This is a genomic window from Candidatus Deferrimicrobiaceae bacterium (assembly GCA_036504035.1).
Taxonomy (GTDB): domain Bacteria; phylum Desulfobacterota; class Deferrimicrobia; order Deferrimicrobiales; family Deferrimicrobiaceae; genus JANXPS01.
This window is the reverse complement of record DASXVV010000006.1, coordinates 670,072-689,189: the sequence shown is the minus strand read 5'-3', so window position 1 is coordinate 689,189 and position 19,118 is coordinate 670,072. Positions and strand designations below refer to the sequence as shown.

15 protein-coding genes are annotated in these 19,118 nt (G+C 66.0%); 2 read left to right on the top strand and 13 right to left on the bottom strand.

All coding sequences use genetic code 11. The features are described 5' to 3' along the window. Window positions 1-32: 32 nt before the first annotated feature. The 13 genes from VGK27_04390 to VGK27_04330 all read right to left on the bottom strand — a co-directional run bounded on the left by VGK27_04390 (window position 33) and on the right by VGK27_04330 (window position 17,520). Window positions 33-2,435, bottom strand: coding sequence for a penicillin acylase family protein (locus VGK27_04390; protein ID HEY3489350.1), 2,403 nt, complete (start codon window positions 2,433-2,435; stop codon window positions 33-35). Window positions 2,436-2,443: 8 nt separating this feature from the next. After that, window positions 2,444-3,505: a hypothetical protein gene (locus VGK27_04385; GenBank protein HEY3489349.1), complete on the bottom strand. Its 1,062-nt coding sequence runs from the start codon at window positions 3,503-3,505 to the stop codon at window positions 2,444-2,446. A 48-nt stretch (window positions 3,506-3,553) separates the two neighbouring features. After that, on the bottom strand, window positions 3,554-5,539 hold the full coding sequence (locus VGK27_04380; GenBank protein ID HEY3489348.1) for a cation:proton antiporter: 1,986 nt from the start codon (window positions 5,537-5,539) through the stop codon (window positions 3,554-3,556). Window positions 5,540-5,868: 329 nt separating this feature from the next. Next, window positions 5,869-6,447, bottom strand: a complete 579-nt coding sequence (locus tag VGK27_04375) for a Fe-Mn family superoxide dismutase (protein ID HEY3489347.1) — start codon at window positions 6,445-6,447, stop codon at window positions 5,869-5,871. Between the two features lie 71 nt (window positions 6,448-6,518). After that, window positions 6,519-6,962: a MucR family transcriptional regulator gene (locus VGK27_04370; protein ID HEY3489346.1), complete on the bottom strand. Its 444-nt coding sequence runs from the start codon at window positions 6,960-6,962 to the stop codon at window positions 6,519-6,521. Between the two features lie 222 nt (window positions 6,963-7,184). After that, window positions 7,185-8,159: a nitronate monooxygenase family protein gene (locus tag VGK27_04365; protein HEY3489345.1), complete on the bottom strand. Its 975-nt coding sequence runs from the start codon at window positions 8,157-8,159 to the stop codon at window positions 7,185-7,187. Between the two features lie 89 nt (window positions 8,160-8,248). Continuing rightward, a complete protein-coding gene (locus VGK27_04360) occupies window positions 8,249-9,115 on the bottom strand; it encodes a polysaccharide deacetylase family protein (GenBank protein ID HEY3489344.1) in 867 nt (288 codons plus the stop codon). 128 nt (window positions 9,116-9,243) lie between these two features. Next, window positions 9,244-11,451 (bottom strand): multicopper oxidase domain-containing protein, encoded by a 2,208-nt coding sequence (locus VGK27_04355; protein ID HEY3489343.1) that lies wholly within the window; start codon window positions 11,449-11,451, stop codon window positions 9,244-9,246. A 292-nt stretch (window positions 11,452-11,743) separates the two neighbouring features. After that, window positions 11,744-12,805 (bottom strand): bifunctional UDP-4-keto-pentose/UDP-xylose synthase, encoded by a 1,062-nt coding sequence (locus VGK27_04350; protein ID HEY3489342.1) that lies wholly within the window; start codon window positions 12,803-12,805, stop codon window positions 11,744-11,746. After that, complete coding sequence (locus VGK27_04345) at window positions 12,802-13,725, bottom strand: formyltransferase (protein ID HEY3489341.1); 924 nt, start codon at window positions 13,723-13,725, stop codon at window positions 12,802-12,804. The genes VGK27_04350 and VGK27_04345 overlap by 4 nt, the downstream gene beginning before the upstream one ends. Continuing rightward, entirely contained in the window at window positions 13,722-14,651 is a 930-nt protein-coding gene (locus VGK27_04340) for a glycosyltransferase (GenBank protein HEY3489340.1), read from the bottom strand. The genes VGK27_04345 and VGK27_04340 overlap by 4 nt, the downstream gene beginning before the upstream one ends. Continuing rightward, window positions 14,648-15,805: an aminotransferase class I/II-fold pyridoxal phosphate-dependent enzyme gene (locus VGK27_04335; protein ID HEY3489339.1), complete on the bottom strand. Its 1,158-nt coding sequence runs from the start codon at window positions 15,803-15,805 to the stop codon at window positions 14,648-14,650. The genes VGK27_04340 and VGK27_04335 overlap by 4 nt, the downstream gene beginning before the upstream one ends. 41 nt (window positions 15,806-15,846) lie before the next feature. Next, window positions 15,847-17,520, bottom strand: coding sequence for a glycosyltransferase family 39 protein (locus VGK27_04330; GenBank protein HEY3489338.1), 1,674 nt, complete (start codon window positions 17,518-17,520; stop codon window positions 15,847-15,849). A gap of 181 nt (window positions 17,521-17,701) precedes the next feature. Here VGK27_04330 and VGK27_04325 point away from each other — a divergent pair, with 181 nt between their 5' ends. Next, a complete protein-coding gene (locus tag VGK27_04325; GenBank protein HEY3489337.1) occupies window positions 17,702-18,214 on the top strand; it encodes a cytochrome P460 family protein in 513 nt (170 codons plus the stop codon). 1 nt (window position 18,215) lies between these two features. Continuing rightward, window positions 18,216-19,085, top strand: coding sequence for an MBL fold metallo-hydrolase (locus VGK27_04320; protein ID HEY3489336.1), 870 nt, complete (start codon window positions 18,216-18,218; stop codon window positions 19,083-19,085). The last annotated feature ends 33 nt before the right edge of the window (window positions 19,086-19,118 follow it).

Sequence of the window (19,118 nt, the reverse complement as noted above, 5' to 3'; positions counted from 1 at the left end):
CCGTCGGCCTTCGACGCGCCCCCGGTCTTTCATCAGCGGCCAGCGGACTTTCCGGGCGGCACGAGCCGCAGCCGATGCTCGGCGTTCGCCTCGATCGACGCCCGCGAGGTCCAGGCGGGATGCCCCTTCCCCGCGAGCCACAGGGGCGCTTGGTCGGCATAGTGCGCCTCGAAGAAATGCCCGGATTCCCCCGTCGTGATCGACGAGGTTGCTGCGTCGCGGTCACCCGGCGAGACGATCATCCGCATCGACGGCCCGACCTTCACCGGAAAATCTTTTCCCCCGAGCGGGAACTCCTGCTTGAACACCGTGCGCCCGTCGCCCGGGACGGGGAACGGCCCGATGTCGAACCAGCGGCTCAGGAAGCGATTCTTCCCGAACGGATGGCCGAACGTCGCCTGATGCATCTGTCCCCAGCGCCAGGTCGACGATGCGGTCCCGAGACGCTCCGACAGGAATCCCATCGCTTCGAGAAGCGCCTGTGCCGCAGCATCGTCGAGCGACCGCTTCGGCCCCTTCGCGGGATCGGAGAGAAAAACCGAGTCGCCCCGACGAACGATCCGGTCTGTCGCGTTCCAGACGAGACGCGGGTAACCGATGAACGATGCGAACAGCTCCGGCCCCATCGCATCGCCGAAGAGCTGCCCGGCCAGCTTTACGCAAAAAACCTCGAAGAGCGGCGTCGCGCGGCTGTCGGCTGACGCGCGCCGGTCCCACGCGGAAAGGATCGCGGCCGCATCGCGGAACGCGGGGTTCTCGGCCGCGCGCCGCTGCGCCACCCGGAGCGCCAGCGCGATCGTCGCCTCGCTCCCGGAGACCGACACGTCGGACTGCATCGCCGCGAAATCGGCCGGGGAGAACCGAACTCGCTCGGACAGCATCGCCCGGATCCGCAACCCCCGGTCGGGCGGCTCGTAGAGGCGAGACACGTAGGGGCGGAACTGCGCATTGTCGGCGACGGGGAAGTTGGCCGTGACGATGAATCCCTCGGGCGGGTTCCAGAGCTGCGGCTTCGCGGCAAACGGCACGTAGCCGCTCCACTCCCAGTCGCCCGTGTCGCCCGGCACGGGCAACAGCCTGTCGCCCCCTTTACGGATCGGGATACGCCCCGCCATCACCATCCCGATGTTGCCGTCGACGTCGGCATAGACCGCGTTCTGGCACGGATACGGAAAGCCCGACAGCGCGGCGACGAACTGTTTCCGGTCGCGCGCCCGGTCGAGCGCGTGGAGCGCCCCGATCGCATCGCCGCCGTCGAAGCCGGCCCAGCGCAGGGAAAGCGCCGCCGTCTCGCCGGGCAGGACCGGCGACAGGATCGGGCCGTGCGGCGTCTCGCGCACCGTCACGACCTCGGGCGCGCGGCCCTTCACGCGGATCGTCTCGGTGCGGACGACGAGCGGCACCCACGCGTCGCGATACATCACGCGGTCGCCGTCGATCTTTTCGACGAAGAAGTCGGCGTCGTCGACCATCAGGTTGGTAAAGCCCCACGCGATGCGCGGGTTGTGCCCGATGACGATGCACGGCGCGCAAGGAAAAGACATCCCGTAGACGTCGACGCCCGGCGCCACCAGGTGCATCTCGTACCAGACCGACGGGGCGAGCAGGTAAAGGTGGGGGTCGTTCGCGAGCAGCGGCTCGCCCGAGGCGCTCTTCTTTCCGGATACGACCCACGAATTGGAGCCGCCCGAGCGCGGCAGCCCGCCGATCGTCGACAGCGACGCCAGCCCCGCGTCGAGGAGCGACGGGACGACCGCCATCGGTCGATGCCCGCCGGACGGCGAAACGATCGTCGGCGAATCCGGATCGACGACCGGCATCGCCTCGGCCATCTGCGCGGGCGACAGCCGCGACGACAGCCGGTAAAGGATCTCCTCGGGCTGCCACTGCGCCAGCCCGAACGACTTGAGCAGCGACACGGCCGCCACATCCTCGGGAGAAAAAGCACGCGGCGGCGTCCGGAGCATCCGCAGCTCGACCGGCCAGTCGCTCAGCGCAGCCATGCAGGCGTTCACTCCGGCGCAGTAGGCCGAGACGATCGCCCGCGTCGAGTCCGGCCAGTCGGCCACGACTTTCGGGGCGCGGGCCGCGAAGCCCAGGTGGCGGAACAGCCGGTCGGCCGGCAGCGTCGCCTCGCCGAAAAGTTCGGAAAGCTCGCCGCGCGCCATCCGCCGCTCGAGGTCGATCTGGAACAGCCGATCCTGCGCCTGGACGTAGCCCTGCGCGAAATAGAGGTCGTGGTCGTTGGATGCGTAGATGTGGGGAACGCCGAACCGGTCGCGGATCACTGTGACGGGGGCCGAAAGCCCCGGCGTCGCCAGGGTGCCGTCGCGGCGGGGGGCGCTGCGGTCGAGGATCGGACCGCATCCGCCGGCGGCGAGCGCCGCGGCCAGTAACAGCGCGGCAACAGCCCGTATGGCAGGGGAGGCGGCCAACTCCGGCGTTATCGCTTCCCGAGGACGCGCGCTTTCACGCCGGCCAGCACCGTCTCGAAGAGCTCTCCGGAATAGGCGCGGATGTGGCGCCGCATCTCCATCAGGTAGCGCTCGATCTCGCCCCATTCCTCCCGGATCTGCACCCGCTGCGCCTGGTAGGCGTCCCGGTAGAGCGCCTCGTACCCCTGCCGCATCGCGCGCGCCTTCCGTGCGTCGGACGGGTACGCCTTCCGCGGCAGGAAATCGTAGATCGGCTCGAAGATGCGGGCGTCGGACGCGTCGAGGTGGAACAGCTCGATGTTGTCGATCATGACGACCCGCCGATCGGGCGTCGCGACGTAGTGCCCGTAACGAAGCGCCGTCCCGATGCAGTCGCCCAGGGCGTCCTGCCGCGCCGCGCCCGGCACCCACCAGTCGCCGTCGGCCAGAATCCGCTCGAGCGGCGGCTCGTCGAGGTAGATGTTGATCCCCTCCTCCTTCGGCTTGATCAGCACCTCTTCGCCCTGCGGGCTCAGGTGGTAGATCGCCGGCAGCGCCGGAAGGCCTACGAGCGCGGGCAGCCCCGCGTAGATGTATTCGCCGAGGCAGCCGAAGCGGGACAGGTAGAAGGTGAACGCGTGCTTCGAGGAATCGCGGACGGAGAAGACGGTGTCCTTGTGCATCTTCGCGAGAAGCGCGACGTCCAGCACCTCGAAGTCTCGGGCGCCGTCGTGCGAGATGGCGTGGATCAGCGACAGGATCGCCTTCCTGAGCCCGGTGTCCTTGAGCTTGGAGGTGAAGATCTTGACGCGCGCCTCGGGAGGAATCGTGCCGATGGCGCCGCGCACCCAGTTGACGTAGGAGTGGGAGATGCTGATCGGGAGCATGTCGGTCGAGGACGGGTCGAGCAGCTCGTCGACCTTGGCTTCCCAAAGCGGAATATGCATCGCGAGAAAATCGGGAGGGTTATCGATTCCCAGGGCGGCGAGCAGCTTTTCGCGGTCCCGGCTCTTGCGTTCTTCGGCGGGAATCCGGAAATAGCGGCGGAGCGCCCGCTCGTAGCGGGCCTGGTCGGATGGGGCAGGGCACATGGCAAGACCCTCCAACGCGGCATATGGGACGGGACTTCTTCGATATTATCACCCGCGCACCGCGCCCGAAAGCGCTTCGAGCGCGGCGGCGAGCGGCGCGTGGCCGCCGAACAGCACGATCTTGTCGCCCGGCTCCAGCGGCATGCCGGGATCGGGCTGGACGATCGCACGGTCCTCGCGCAGGATCGCAAGGAGCACGATGCCGCTGTCTCCGCCCGCAGGAAGCGCGCTCACCTCGCGCCCCGCCCAGCCGGAAGAATCGGAGACGTAGAACAGCTCGATGACCTTGCGCGCCAGGAACGCCTCGAATTCGGCCAGCACCTCGTCGCCCCCTTGCGGGGCCCGGTCGCGCAGGATGCGGTAGGTCCCGCTCCGGACAAGCTGCTCCTGCTGCCGGATGATATGGTCGGGCACCTGGTACTCGGCGAGCACCCGAGAAAAGATCTCGACGGAAGTCTCGAACTCCTCGGGGATCACCACGTCGGCCCCGAGCGCCAGCAGGTCGTCGAGGTCGGCCAGGTACCGGGTCCGGACCAGGATGAAGAGCCCGGGATTCGCTCCCCTGGCGACGCCGACCGCGCGTCGCGTCGCCATCGGGTCGGAGATGCCCACCACCAGGACGCGCGCCCGCGCAGCTCCGAGCCGTTCGAGCATCCGCGGGCTGTGGACGTCGCCGAACACCACCGGTTCGCCCGCGGCGCGCGCCTCCCCGACCTTCCACTCGTTCGTGTCGACGATGACGTAAGGCACCCGCGTCGACTTGAGCACCCGGGCGAGATTCTTTCCGTTGACGCCGTACCCGGCGATGATGACATGGTTTTCCCGGACGGACGCCTTCTGGCCCGGCACTTCCTCTGGCGTCTCGCCCGCACCGCTTCCGACGCCCTGGAGGAAACCGAATGCAAGCGCCACCCCGGGCGCCCCCTTGATGAGGAACGGCGTCGCGATCATCATCAGAATGGTGACGGACAGCAGGAATTGGTAAGGGTCGGTGCCGATCAGCCGGGTCTGGAAGGCGTCTGCGATGAGCAGGAACGAGAACTCGCCCACCTGGACGAGGCCGATCGCGGTGACGATCGTCACCCGCCAGGAGTACCCGACCGCCCGGACCGCGGCGGAGGTCGACAGGAACTTGAGCAGCGCCACGCTTCCCGCGATGCCGGCCACCATGGGCCAGTGGGCCCGAAGGAAGTTCACGTCGATGAGCATGCCGATCGCGATATAGGAGACGCCGTTGAACACGTCGCTGAAAGGAAGCACCTGCGCCGCGATCGCATGCACGTACTCGGACTCGGAAACGACCAATCCCGCGAGGAACGCGCCCATCGCGATCGACAGGCCGAACCGGTGAGCGACCCAGGCGGTGCCCAGGCAGACGAGCAGGATGGTGAGCCCCAGCACTTCCCGGCTGTTCAGCCGGATCACCTCGCGCATCAGCAGCGGGATCAACACGCGCGCCAGCACCAGGACGCCCCCGACGGTCAGGGCAGCCTTCCCCATCGTCAACGCCACGGTGCCCGGGCTCGCGGTGCCCCACTCCCAAAGGATGGGGGTCAAGAGCATCATCGGGATGACGGCGATGTCCTGCAGGAGGAGAATGCCCGCGGAAAGTCGCCCCTGCGTGCTGTCGGCCTCGCCGCGGTCGGCGTAGACCTTGAGGACGATCGCCGTCGAGGACAGGGAAAGGACGAACCCGGTGAAGACCGCCATCGGCGCATCGAATCCGGCCAGCGCCATCGCCGTCGCCGCGATCGCCAGCGTGAGGCCGACCTGGATGCTGCCCGCCCAGATCACCTGACTCCGGAATCGGCCCAGGCTCGACGGAGGCGTGTCGATCGCGACGGTGAACAGGAAGAGGGCGACGCCGACCTGGGCCATCGCGGAAACCACTTCGGGCTCGGACACCAACCCGGCGCCGGTCGGGCCGAGGATCACGCCCGCGACCAGGAACGCCGTGATCGGCGACAGCCGCATCTTGACGAAGACCAGGGCGACGACCGTGGCGATCGCCAGCACCACGGACAGATCGCGCATGACTCCGGAAAAATCCAACGACGCCCCTTTCCGCGCACGAAAGAATGCCGCCAGTCTATCAAGGCAGGAAAGGGTCGCACACCGAATTAAAGTTTTGCGGAATTGCTGCCGATAAGTCTGTCAGGCGACCAAACCGCCCAAGAGCTCGCCCCTCCTCCCCGGAGGGGAATTCCCGCCCGCACCACCCCGCCAAAATTCGCGGGCGGCCCCAGAATCCCCCGGCCCACCCAGGCACCGGGGGATTCGGATTTTTGCCCTTCCCCATCACGAAAGCGGCCGCCCGGAAAGGATTCCGGACGGCCGCGGATGTGCGATAGACGGGAGTTGCGCTACTTCAGGCGCGCCTCGGCCGCCGCCCAGTCGATGTTCTGGAAGAACGCGGCGATGTAGTCGGCCCGCTTGGTGCCGTAGTCGGGGAAGAACGCGTGCTCGAAGACATCCATGATCAGGACGGGAACGCCGCCCGCGAAATGGCCGGCATCGTGCTCGCCGATCCACTGGTTGACCAGGCGTCCCCCCTCGACGTCTTGATAGAGGACCACCCAGCCGATGCCGCGCATCGCACCGGTCGCGCGGAAATCGGCCTCCCACTTCTCGATGCTGCCGAATTCGGCCGCGATCGACTTGCCCAGCCTGCCGCCCGCGTCGAGCGCCTTCTTCCCGCCCAGGTTCCCGAAATAGAGCTCATGCAGCCGCATCCCGTTCCATTCCCACCCGGACCGCCGCTTGAGCTCTGCGAACTCGGGAGTGCCCGCCTTGCCCTCGGCCGAAAGCGCCGCAAGCTGGTCGAGCACCTTGTTGGTATTGGTCACGTAGCCCTGGTAAAGCGTGAAGTGGATGTTGAGCGCGTTGTCGCTGAACCCCGACATCCCGAGCAGCTGCTTGAAATCCTTGGCGGCGTATGGCATTGGGCACACTCCTTTCGAATGGGGAATCGTCAACGCGGCTAGGATGCACGATTCCCTTTTCGGGTTGCGACCTATTTCGCCAACTTGTTCGCGGCCCGCTTCTTGCGCCCTTCGGCCAGCTTGTCGGCAAGTCCCAGCTTCTGGGCGATCTTCTTCTTGGATTCGGAATAGTTGCGGGAAACCAGCGCCATCTTGGTCGGGATGTTGAACGCCTTGCGGTACTGCTTGGGATTCATCTGGTGGCTGACCATGATGTGCTTCTTGAGCGTCGTGAATCCTTTGCCGCAGACCATGCAAAAGACCTTTTCGGCGCCGAACGCCTGATCCATCGGCATCACGGCCTTAACTTCCCCGGGCACCGCGACGACCTCTTCTTCCTCGCCCCCGGCAAGTCCGTTCAACTTCTGGAAGACGGCCTGAATTTCGCTCAGCAGCCCATCCTGGTTCATTTCGCTGACGGAAGCGTGTGCCGAAACTATTTCAGCGGTCAGCTCGATCAATACCTTCTTGTCCATGTCATCCTCCGGAAAACAGATTTATGAGTGCTTCATCCAATAATTACAATAATCCCCTGTCATGTCAATCAACTTATTGATATCGATGCAGCAGAGACAACAACACCGACCTGTCATGAAATACAGGCAAGGAAGTCATGAAACCGGGTCGGAAACGGGAGTTGGAAGAAAAAGAAAGGGCCGCCCCCGCGACGGAAGCAGCCCTTCTGGAAACGCGGCAGGTCAGGAAATCGCGGGTTCGGGGTGGTAGGCCCCTTCGGCCTCGGAAACCAGGCGATCGAACAGCTCGCGGACCGTCGGGATGTCTTTCAGCGTCCACACGTTCTCGCCCGAAAAGACCAGTCCCTCGTCGATCTGCCCGATGCGGGCAAAGTTGAGACGGTCGGCGATGCAGAACTCATGGCCGCAGTTCTTCAGGCAGGCGTCGCCGCAGTTGTCCGAAAACCTCTCGCCGTGCAGCAGCCGATCGACGAATTTGTTGCGGATCGCACGCCCGGGCATGCCCACGGGCGAATGGATCAGCACGATGTCTTCCTTCTTCGCGTTGAGGTAGGTCTGCTTGAAGGCGTCGGAGACGTCGCATTCCTTCGTAAGCACGAAGCGGGTCGCCATCTGCACGCCGTCGGCGCCGAACTTACCGAGCATCTCGGCGATATCCCCGCCCGTGGAGATGCCCCCTGCGGCGATCAGCGGCACCTTCTTGACGACCTTGCGTACCTCGGGGAACAGGTCGCGCAGCGCCCGGTCGGTGCCCAGGTGTCCGCCGGCTTCCTTGGCCTCGACGACGATCGCGTCGGCGCCGCAGCGCTCGGCAAGCTTGCCGAATTCGGGGGAGGATACGATCGAGATGATGGGCACACCCGCGTCCTTGCCGACCTTGAAGATGTCGCGGGAGAAGCCGGCGCCGGTGGCGATCATGTCGACGCCCGCCTCGATGGACGCCACCACGGTATCCATGAAATTGCGGACTGCGAACATGATGTTGACCGCGATGATTCCCTTGGTCATCTCTTTCGCGCGACGGATGTCGGCCTTGAGCTCGTCGATCGGGACGCCGACGCCGCCGATGGTGCCGATACCGCCGCATTCGGCGACCGCGGCCGCCAGCGAGGAGGTGGAGACGCGAATGGACATCCCGCCCTGGATGATCGGGACCTTCGCGGTGAATTTGCCGATCTTCAATTCCGGAAGTTTCAAAACGACGTCCCCCACGGCGATAATCTTGTCATTCTAACCCAAAGGAAGCGGGAGTGGGGAAAAAGTGAACGAAATCGGTGGAAATCCGGCTAAACGGCGCACGGGAAGGCACGACCGGGCAGTCTTTCGAGGCGGAAGGGGCGCTCGGGAAGCTCTTCTTTCCAGCAAAGCCCCGCGATCTCGGACAGCGGCGCGACGCGGTAGCCCAGATCGGCGGCACCCCGAAGGATCTCGCGGAACGGCGCCCGCCAGATGCCCCCCTCGGCCTCCGCGTGGACCGGCAACACGTGGACGCCGCCGCCCGAAAGCGCCTCGAGGATTCGGGGAACGCCCGCCGGGCCGCCCACCTCCTCGAGGCAGGGCAGGTCGGACGGCAACTCGACAAGCCCCGTGCCCGCGAGGATGAACGGCGCCTTGGCCCGGGTGACGCTGAGGTAGTCCCACTCGTAACCGGCGATCGCAGCCACCGCCGCCTCGGAAAGCAGCCACGACGGAGCTCCGAACGCGCGCGGCGCGTGCCCCAGGCATTTCGCATAGCTTTCGACGCCCCGGTCGAACCAGTCGCGCACCCACGCCGCCTTCTTGCGCGGAAGCGCATCCTGCCACGTCCGGTGATCCCACCCGTGGAACTCGGCCTCGTGCCCCTCGGCCTCGATTCGCCGGCACAGGTCGGGAAGCGCCGCCCCGATCAGCGGCGCGGGAAGCAGCGTGCCATAGAGCGCCGTGCGCCACCCGTAGAGCCCCGGCGCGTTGGTCCGCAGCATCTTCATCAGGAAGCGGGGCGACCGCAGCATCGCGTAGATCGCCTTCCCCGAGTTGTCGGGGCCGAACGAAAGAAAGAACGCCGCCGGCACGCGGAACTCGGCCAGCGTCGCAAGCAGCGACGGCACGCCGTCTTCCATCCCCCGCCGCGTGTCGACGTCGACCTTCAGCCCCAGGATTCGTTCTCCGCCCATGCCGCTTCCGCTCCTTGGCGATTTGCCGATGCCGATTCTATCGCGCCCGGAAAGAAAAAGCCCCGCGCGGTTCAGCGGGGCTTTCCCCCGCCCCCGGTCGAGGGGGCGGGATCGGTTCTCGTTGCGGGTCAGGGGGTGACGACCATCGGCCGCATCATGTCGTGCTCCTCGTGCTCGAGGATGTGGCAGTGCCACACGTATTCGAACCCACCCGTCCGCGGGCTGACCGGCGTCGGAATCACGGCGCCGCCCGAGGTCACGATCGGAGGGACGTCGAACTTCATGATGATGCGCGTGACCGTGCCGGGGAACATGTGGAGAGTTTCCTTCCAGCCGATCTCGTTCGGGTCCGGAGGCGTGACCGGCCCGGTGAAGTTCGGGGTTCCGTTCGAGAAGAGGCTGCTCACCTGGAACGGCTGGCGGTTGAGGAGCTGGACGTTGACCAGGTGGAAGTGCATCGGGTGGACGTCGGCCGTCGTGTTGTAGATCTCCCACACTTCGGTCGTGCCCGCCTTCACGACTTCGGTCGCGTTATCAAGGTAGCCCCGGCCGAAGCCCGCGCTCGGCGACAATGGAGCGACGTTGGTACCCAGCATCTGGATCAGGCGCCCGTTGGCGTCGTACGTCTCGTTCAGCGTGAGGGGACGGACGAACACGCCCGCGGGAAGCGCGGTCGAGCCGGCGGGAACCAGGAACGGATCGTTGCCGGCCCGCAGGTCGGTGGCCGTCGTGAGCGTCAGCGAGGTGTCGAGCACGCCCGTCACCGTCGGCCCCACGTCGAACCGCATCAGAACGCGGGTGTTGGGTCCGAAGCCGTTCGGCGTCAGCCCGTTGACGGGATTGCCCTTCACGTTCCATCCCGGGAAGTAGTCGTTGCGCGGGTCGCCCATCGGGAACGGCGCCGCGGCATCGTTGTAGAGGATGATGCTTTTCCCTTCATACCCGTTGAAGTCGACGAGGAGGTCGGGCCGCTCGGCGGGGGAGACGATCAGGGAGCCGGCCATGGTGACCGGGTTGAACGGGGCGTTTGTCGGAATCGAGACGGGCTTCGCCAGGAATCCGCCTTCGGTCCCGATCTGGAGGACGTTCGGCGTCGCGGCGGACGTCGTGTAAAGCTTGGGGGCGAAGGGCGCGTTTGTCGGGACGCCCGTCGCCGGGTTCAGCGTGATCCCGTTGGCGCTGCCGTCCGCCACGAAGAACTGCAGGTTGAGGAATCGCGCCTGGCAGGCGTTGAGGAAGCGGAGCCGATAGCGTCTGGGCTCGACGGCGGCCTTCGGGAAAGTCGTGCCGTTGACCAGCATCGTGTCGCCGAAGAACTCGGGGATGACGGAGGGATCGGGCGGCGCCGTGTTCTTGAGGTTGCCGCCGTTCGCGTTGCCCGCGAGCTTCCACCGATTGCGCTCGTAGACGTGCGCGTACCAGAGGCTTCCGGGCTTCCAGGCATCGTTGTCGACGATGGTGGCCCAGGTCGGGTCGAGCACCGCATTGTTCGGGCCGACGAAGATCTTGTCCTGGACGACGAGCGGCAGCTCGCGGACCGCCGTGCCGCCGAGCACGCTGTTCTCGATGAACGGAGGAAGTCCCTTGGCCTGGAGTCCCCGCTCGAAGTTGTCGCGGATGATCAGGGCGCTGGCGACCCCGGAATAGGCGTTGAGGCGGGTCGTGCCGAAGGCATGGTCGTGATACCAAAGGAACCGGGCGCTCTGGTTCAGCGGGTAGAGGTACTCGGCCTCGCCGGGAAGCGCGAAGGGATTGAGCACCATGTTGTTCAGGAAGCTCACGCCCGACTTGCCGACCGGGTCGAACCAGGCCATCGGCCCCCCGTCGCTGATCCATGGGACCAACCCCCCGTGCAGGTGTGTCGAGCTGCGGAAGTTGCCCTGGTCGGCGCCCATGATCGTCAGGTCGTTCGGCAGGATGTGCTTGCCGGACGAGGTTCCGAGGAAGTTCTTGAAGGTGATCTGGATCGGCACCCCTTTTTCGCCGACGATGATCCCGCCCAGATGCTTCTGGGGCTGGATGCCGCCCCCGAGCGGATTGACCGGGTCGTAGCCGAAGAAGGTCGTCGGCCCAAGACCGCTGGACAGCGGCGCGACCTGGTCGGAGAACTTCTTGATGTCGATGGTGTAGTGGGTGACGCCCGTCACCGTGGCGGGCCACGGGTCGGGCGCGGCGACCGGGATACCGCCGGGACCCACCCCGCGGAGGTCGGTCCCGAACAGCGGAATGGTCGAAGGCGTCTGGTTGAAGGCCAGGGCGGTCGAGGCGGCGACAAGCAGCGCAGCCAGGGAAATGGACCAACGGAACGAGCGGCGAATGCGTCTTGTCGTCGACATCTCGAAGCTCCTTTCATCGTGCAGGCCAACGGAATAGGATCGGTTGGTTGTGAGACAAAGCATGTTTCGGGCCATCCGGTAAACACCCTATACGGCACGCGTCGCGCTCGTTTAATGTCCATGAATCATCAATGAATACGAGAAGTTGTGCGGTCGTCGCCCGGGGAAGGGGGCGCGGCCGCGGGAAGGGGAAAATCTAAATATTTCTACCGGGGAATAAGGAAAATGCGAATCGGGACGGCGGGAGATCGACCCGCCGTCCCGGGATCGGGCGGAAATGGATGCGGCGGGACTACTTCTTCTTCGGAGCTGAAGCCTTCTTCGGCGCCTTCTTTTCGGACGCGGCGGCCTCCTCGAGGAAGGCATCCATCGTCTTCTTCATCGCGTCCTTGAGACCCACCTTCGGCGTCCAGCCGAGCAGCTCCTGGGCGCGCTTGATCGACGGGGTGCGCGTCTGGATGTCCTGGTACCCCTCGCCGTAGAACTGCTTCGAGTTGACCTCGACGATCGGCGGAATCTTCTTGCCCTTCGACAGCGGGTGCTTCGCGTAGAGGTCGCGCAGCAGGTGCGCCAGCTCCTTGATCGAGCAGTCGTTCTTCGGGTTGCCGAGGTTGAAGATCTGCTTCGTGGCGTTGCCGTCGTGGTTGTCGAGGATCTTCATCAGCCCGGAGATGCCGTCGTCGACGTAAGTGAAGCAGCGGCGCTGCGCCCCGCCGTCGACCAACCGGATCGGCTCGCCCAGGTACAGCTCGGCGATGAACTGCGTGACGACGCGGGAGCTGCCTTCCTTCGCAGTCTCGAGCGAATCGAGCCGCGGTCCGAGCCAGTTGAACGGGCGGAACAGCGTGAAGTCGAGCCCCTGCCGGCCGTAGGCCCAGATGACGCGGTCGAGCAGCTGCTTGCTGCAGGAATAGATCCAGCGCTCTTTCGCGATGGGGCCGAGCACCAGATGCGACTCGTGCTCGTCGAACTCGGCGTCGCCGCACATCCCGTAGACCTCGGAGGTGGAGGGGAAGATCACGCGCTTTCCGTAGTGCGCCGCCTGCCGGATGAGCCGCAGGTTCGCCTCGAAGTCGAGCTCGAACACCGACAGCGGCCGCTCGACGTAGACCTTCGGCGTGGCGATCGCGACGAGCGGCAGCAGGACGTCGCACTTCTTGATGTGGTACTCGATCCATTCCTTGTTGATCAGGATGTCGCCCTCGACGAAGTCGAAGCGCGGGTGATCGGCCAGCTTGCCGAGCCGCTCGGCCGAAAGGTCCATCCCGTAGATGTGCCAGTCGGTCTCCTTGAGGATGCGCGCGGTCAGGTGATGACCGATGAAGCCGTTGACGCCGAGAATCAGAACCTTCATGTAAGCCTCCCGTCGACGAGGAGTCCGGCCGCGGCCGCCCCCGTCGCTGTTTTTCCGTTCCATTCGATTTCGTCGAGCCGAAGCAGGCCGGCGCCCGTCGACACGCCGACCGTGCCGTCGGGCAGGGGCACGATCGTCCCCGGCGCGCCGCTTGCGGGCCCCGCCGGAAGCGGCGTGGCGTGCCATACGAGCAGCGGCGACCCGCCCATCATCGCGAAGGCGCCGGGATAGGGCCGCGTCACGGCGCGGACCAGGTTGTAGATCTCGAGCGCGGGCGCCGACCAGTCGATCCGGCCGTCCGCCGGCTTCCGGCCGCCGAAGTAGCTGCCCTCCTCGACGAGATTGCGCCGCCGCGGGATGTCGCCCTTGGCCAGCTTCGGCAGCAGGTCGTCGAGCAGCGCGCCGGCGGCCTTTTCCATCTTTCCGAACAGCGAGAGCGCCGTGTCCTCGAAGGCGATCGGGACCGCCGCCTGTCCCACGATGTCTCCCGCGTCGGGCTTGATCTCCATGACGTGCAGCGTAACGCCGGTCTCGGTCTCGCCCTTGACCAGCACCCAGTTGACCGGCGCACGCCCCCGGAACTTCGGCAGCAGCGACCCGTGCAGGTTGAGCGCCGCCAGCCGCGGGGCCGACAGGATCTCTTCCTTGAGCATCGACCGATAGTAGAAGGAGAACAGGTAGTCGGGCTTCGCCTCGCGCACCTTCGCCGGCCAAGGCGCCTCGTTGACCTTTTCCACCAGGTGGACCGGGATGCCCCGCTCGCGGCAGAAATCGGGGACCGAGCCGAACCAGCGGTTCTCGGACGGGTCGTCGGCATGCGAGAACACCATCGGGATCTCGAAGCCGTTGCGCAGGAGCGCCGACAGCCCGACGATCCCCATGTTGTGATAAGCGAAGACGACCGCGCGCATGGGGTTCATGCCCCCCCGTGGATCTTGCGGACCGTGTATCGGGGGCGCTTGCGCACCTCGTGGTAGATGCGGCCGATGTACTGCCCCATGATGCCGAAGGCGAAGAACAGGCCGCCCATCATGAAGAACATGATGGCGAACAGCGTGAACACCCCTTCACCTGCCCACGCGGAGCCGAGCCAGACCCGGAGGATGACGATCAGGACGCCGAGCGACACGCCGCCGACCGCCATCAAAACGCCCACATAGAGCAGCACCCGGAGCGGGAACTCGGAGAAGGAGGTCAGCAGGTCGAACTGGAGGTTGAGCAGCTTCAGCATGCCGTAGTTGGAGACGCCGCCGTGCCGCTCTGCGTGCGCGACCGGAATCTCGGTCATCCGCTTGGCATAGAGCGTGGCCAGCGCGGGGATGAAGGTCGAGTATTCCTGGCTCTCGACCATCCGATCGACGACTTCCCGACGGTAGGCCCGCAGCATGCAGCCCCAGTCGGTCATCCGGACGCCGGTGATCTTCCGGGTCATCGCGTTGACGACCCGCGACGGGAACGTCCGGAAGATCGAGTCCTTCCGCATCTGGCGGACCGTGCCCACGACTTCGTAGTTCCCCTCTTCCATCGCGCGGACAAGACCCGGAATCTCCTCGGGGGGGTTCTGGAGATCGGCGTCGATCGTGATGACGATCTGCCCGGTGACGACCGAGAATCCCGACATGATTGCCGAGTGTTGCCCGTAGTTGCGCGTCAGCTCGACCACGCGCACGCCCGGACGCGTCGTGAAGCCCTTCATCATCTCGAGCGAGTTGTCGCGGCTGCCGTCGTCGACGAAGACGATCTCGTAGGGACGCCCCAGCGTCCGGAGCGCCGATTCCATCCGGTCCATCAGGACCGGAAGGTTGGCCTCCTCGTTGTAGACGGGAACGACGACCGAGACCTTCATCCGTTCCCTCCGGCCAGGATCTCGCGGATCGCCGCACAGACGTAGTCGGCGTCGGCATCCGCCATGTCGGGGAACAGGGGGAGCGAGAGCAGCCGACCGCCCGCCGCTTCGGCGCCCGGGCAGTCGCCCGGTTTCGTGCCGTACCGCTCGCGCACGTATGAGAGCAGGTGGCACGGCGGGAAGTGGAGCCCGAACCCGACATTGTAGTCGCCCAGCCGCCCGAGGAAAGCTTCGCGGTCGAGGCCGGTCACTTTCACGATGAACAGGTGGTGGGAATTATTGTGATCGTAGGAGGGCACGCCGGGCAGATCGATGCCGGAAACGCCCGAAAGGCCTGCGACATACCGCGCCGAAAGCTCGCCGCGCCGGGCGTTGAGGGTGCGCACCCGCCCCATCTGGACCACGCCCAGCACTGCCAGAATATCGGGCAGGTTGTATTTGAAGCCCGGCTCCCGGATGTCGTAATCGGGGTTGCCCCCCTTGCCGTACCGCTTCCAGGCGTCGCGCTCGATGCCGTGGAATCGGAGCAGCCGGATCTTTTTCGCCAGCGCCTCGTCCTTGCAGGTGATCATGCCCCCTTCGCCCGTCGTGATGTTCTTGATCGGGTGGAAGGAGAAGATCGCGATGTCGCCCAGCGTGCCGGCGGGGCGTCCCTTGTAGACCGTGCCGACGGCGTGCGCCGCGTCCTCGATCACCGGGACGCCGGCCTTCGCCGCGGCGTGGGCGATCGGGTCCATGTCGGCGGGCGCCCCCGCGAAGTGGACCGGCATCACCGCCTTGGTGCGCGGGCCGATCTTTTCGGCGACCGCCTCGGGGATGACCTGCATCGTGGCGTAGTCGTTGTCGGCGAAGACGGGCGTCGCGCCGCGCAGGGCGATCTGGTTGACGGTGGAGGCGAACGTCATCGACGGCGTGACGACCTCGTCGCCGGGCCCGATTCCGAGGGCGGTCAGCACCAGGTGCAGCCCGGCAGTCGCCGAGGTGACGGCGATCGCGTGCGGCGCGCCGGTCTCCCGGCGGAAGATATCCTCGAGCTCGGCCGCCTTCGGCCCGCTGGTGATCCAGCCCGAAGTGAGGACGGAAACGACCGCCTCGACCTCTTCCGGCCCGATCGCAGGCCGCGACAGCGGCAGGAAATCGGTGCGAATGTCCATGGAGACCTCGTTCAATGGTCGGTAGTTGGAAAGCTTGAATCTCACCGGTTGACGATGAGGATACCCCGCCGGGAGCTGATGAGCAACCGGTGGACCGGGTATTTTTCCGTGATCAGCGGCATCGCATCCCGCTTGAAGATGCAGAACACCCGCTTCTCCGAGCGCCAGAGATTGTCGAAGGCCGCCGGGGCGAGGAACCAGCCGGCGCGGTCGGCGGCGTGCCGCATCCCGAACTCGAGCTCGCCCACCTCGTCGACCAGCACGTTGCGGCGCCCCGTGTAGAAGGGGACCGACTGGCTGTAGACCTGATATTGCGCCAGCACGTCCCCGGGCTGTAATTGAGCGTTGAGCACCTCGGAGAATTCCTTGCCCGAACGGCCGTCGCCGATCAGCATCCCGGCGGGCCGGTTGAGGGAGCACAGGAACAGCGCCAGCAGCGCGAAAGAGACGAGGACGACGCGATGGGCCCCCAGGCGGCGAATGAACAGCGGCACGACGCCGAAGGCGAGGACGATCAGGACGGAGGGAGCGATGACCGGTGCCCATTCGTCCGGCGACATCGGCATCTTCGCCAGCCGCGGCGCGGCGAAGAGGCCGGCTCCCAGGAGCAGCGCGAAGGCGAGCGGCGCGAGGACCGGCGCGGCGCCGTCCTCGCGGTCGGCCCAAACGGACAGCCCCCTGCCGAACAGCACGGCCAGCGGGGGGAAGAGCGGAGTCATGTAAGTCACAAGCTTCGAGCTGGAGATGGAGAAGAATACCAGGACGAACAGCACCCAGGTCAGCAGGAAGATGCGGTCTTCCCGAGCCATGAACCCGGCGCCGGCCGCCCGGACCGCACGTCCGACGCGGCCCGCAAAGAGAAGCCACGGGAGCAGCCCCGCCAAAACGATCGGGAGGAAAAACCAGAACGGCTGGTAGCGGTGATGGATCTTTTCGGTCGCGAAACGCTGGAACTGTTCCCGAATGAAGAAGAACCGGAAGAAGTCGGGGTTGGCCTTCTGGACGAGCAGCACCCAGGGGAGCGCGATGGCGAGAAAGATGGCGATGCCGACGGGGGAAAGCAGCTTGAGGATCGCCTTCGGCCGCCCTGAGACGAGCGCCCACACGACGAGGATGCCCGCGGGAAAGACCATGCCGATCAGCCCCTTGGCGAGGAAGGCAAGCGCCGCCCCGGCAAAGGACAGATAAAGGAAGCCGCGCGACGACCGCTTGCCGGAAAGGTACAGGTAGGCGGGAAAGATCGCCAGGACGAGCATCACGCCCACCGTCATGTCGGTCGCGTTGAGCCGCCCGATAATGTAGTGGAAAAGGGAGGTCGCGAGCACCGCGGCGGAGTACAAGGCGGTGCGGGGCCCCGCGAGCACGCACCCCATCCACCACGCCAGGACGACGCCCAGCAGCGCCATCGCGGCCCCGAAGAATCGCGCCCCGAACGCGTTTTGTCCGAAGGCGGCCATGCCGGCGGCGCAGCCCCAGTAATAGAGCGGGGGCTTTTCGAGGTAGACGACGCCGTTGAGGTGCGGGGTGACGAAATCGCCCGACGCCAGCATCTCGCGCGGGATCTCGGCATACCGTCCCTCGTCGGGGTCCATCAACGGCATCGTGCCGAGCACCGCGAAATACAGGATTGCCGCCGAGAGGAAAAAGAGGAGGAGCGCCTTGCCGGAAACGGCCGGCTCTCCTGTCGCCCCGATGGCGCTTGTCGTGCCCTCCATGTCGTACCCCCCCGTCGAGCGTTTGAAAATGAATCCGTCCGCGGGAATGCGTGCCCGCGGACGCCAGCCCCTCAAAATATCACAGTCCTTGCTGCGCGGGGGGCGGCAAACCGGCAGGCGCCATCTCTGTTATACTGGTCCGCACCCCCCGAACCGAACCCGCGCTGCAAGGAGGTTCCGCATGCGAAAGATCGTTCTCGCCGCTTCGCTCTTCCTCGGTTGCCTCGCATTGGCGCTCCTCCTTCCGCCGACCGGAACATCGCGGGCGGAAACGGCCGCGGTTTCTCCGATCTTCGGGATCGGGATCCCCGACGGCTATCGCGAATGGTCGCTTGTCGCGCCTTCCCACCGGACCGACAACAAGGACGAGCTCCGGTCGATCCTGGCCAACCCGGTCGCGTACAAGGCGCTCCGGGACGGCACGCTCCCCCTCCCCGACGGATCGGTCCTGGCCAAGCTGGCCTGGGTCCGCGAACCGATGGACGAATTTCCCGGGGCTTTCCGTCCCGGAACCGCGCCGCGCATCGAGTTCATGGTCAAGGACTCGAAGAAATTCGTCGCCACCGGCGGGTGGGGATTCGCGCGCTTCATCAACGGCAAGCCGGCCAACGAAGAAACCCACAAGAGCTGCTTCCCCTGTCACGAGGCCAACGTCAAGGGTCACGACTTCGTCTTCACGAGGTTCGCCCGGTAGGATGGCCTGCGGCACCGCCCCCATTTCCGCGGCCACGATCTCCGTGCTCCCGCTTCGCAGCGGCAGCTCCGGGAACCTGACCGTGGTCCGGTACGGCGGCGGCGCGATCCTGGTCGATGCGGGCCTCCCGTCGGGGCGCGCCCTCGACCAGGCGATCGCCGAAGCCTCGCTTCCCTGGGCGCAGGTCGATGCCGTCCTCGTCTCGCACCTGCACAGCGACCACGTCAATGCCCACACCGTGGCCCGCTGCGGCGAGCACGGCATCCCGGTCTACATCCACGAGAAGAACAGGCGCATGTTCGAAAGCCGGATCTATTCCCGCCTCGACGAACGGAAGCGGGGGCGATTCCAGGAACAGGGGCTGCTGCGGATGTTCGACGGAAGCGGTTTCAACATCGGCCCCGTCACCGTGAACGCCTTCCAGGTACCGCACGACGCCGTGGGGCTTACCTGCGGCTTCCGCCTCGCCATCCCGTCCGAGGGCGGAGATTTCCGGATCTCGATGGCCACGGACCTGGGCCACGGCGGCGACGGCTTGCACGAGGATTTCCTCGACAGCGACCTGATCCTGATCGAGGCCAACCACGACGAGCGGATGCTGGCTGAGAGCCCGCGGCAGGACCGTCACAGGGTGTCCGGAAACGAGGGGCACCTGTCGAACCGGCAGGCGGGGCTGCTGCTCGTCCGCGCCCTCCAGGAAAGCCGGCGTCGCCCCGCGGGGATCGTCCTTTGCCACCTGAGCAACGACCACAACAACCCGCACCTCGCGATGGCGACCGTACGCGAAATCCTGTCCGATCACGCCCTCGACGGCATCCGGCTTTACGTCGCCCCATCGGCGCTTCCACTGTGCGCCGCCGTGCGAGTATAATCGGCGGTCATAATCCAAGCATCCGTCCGGAGG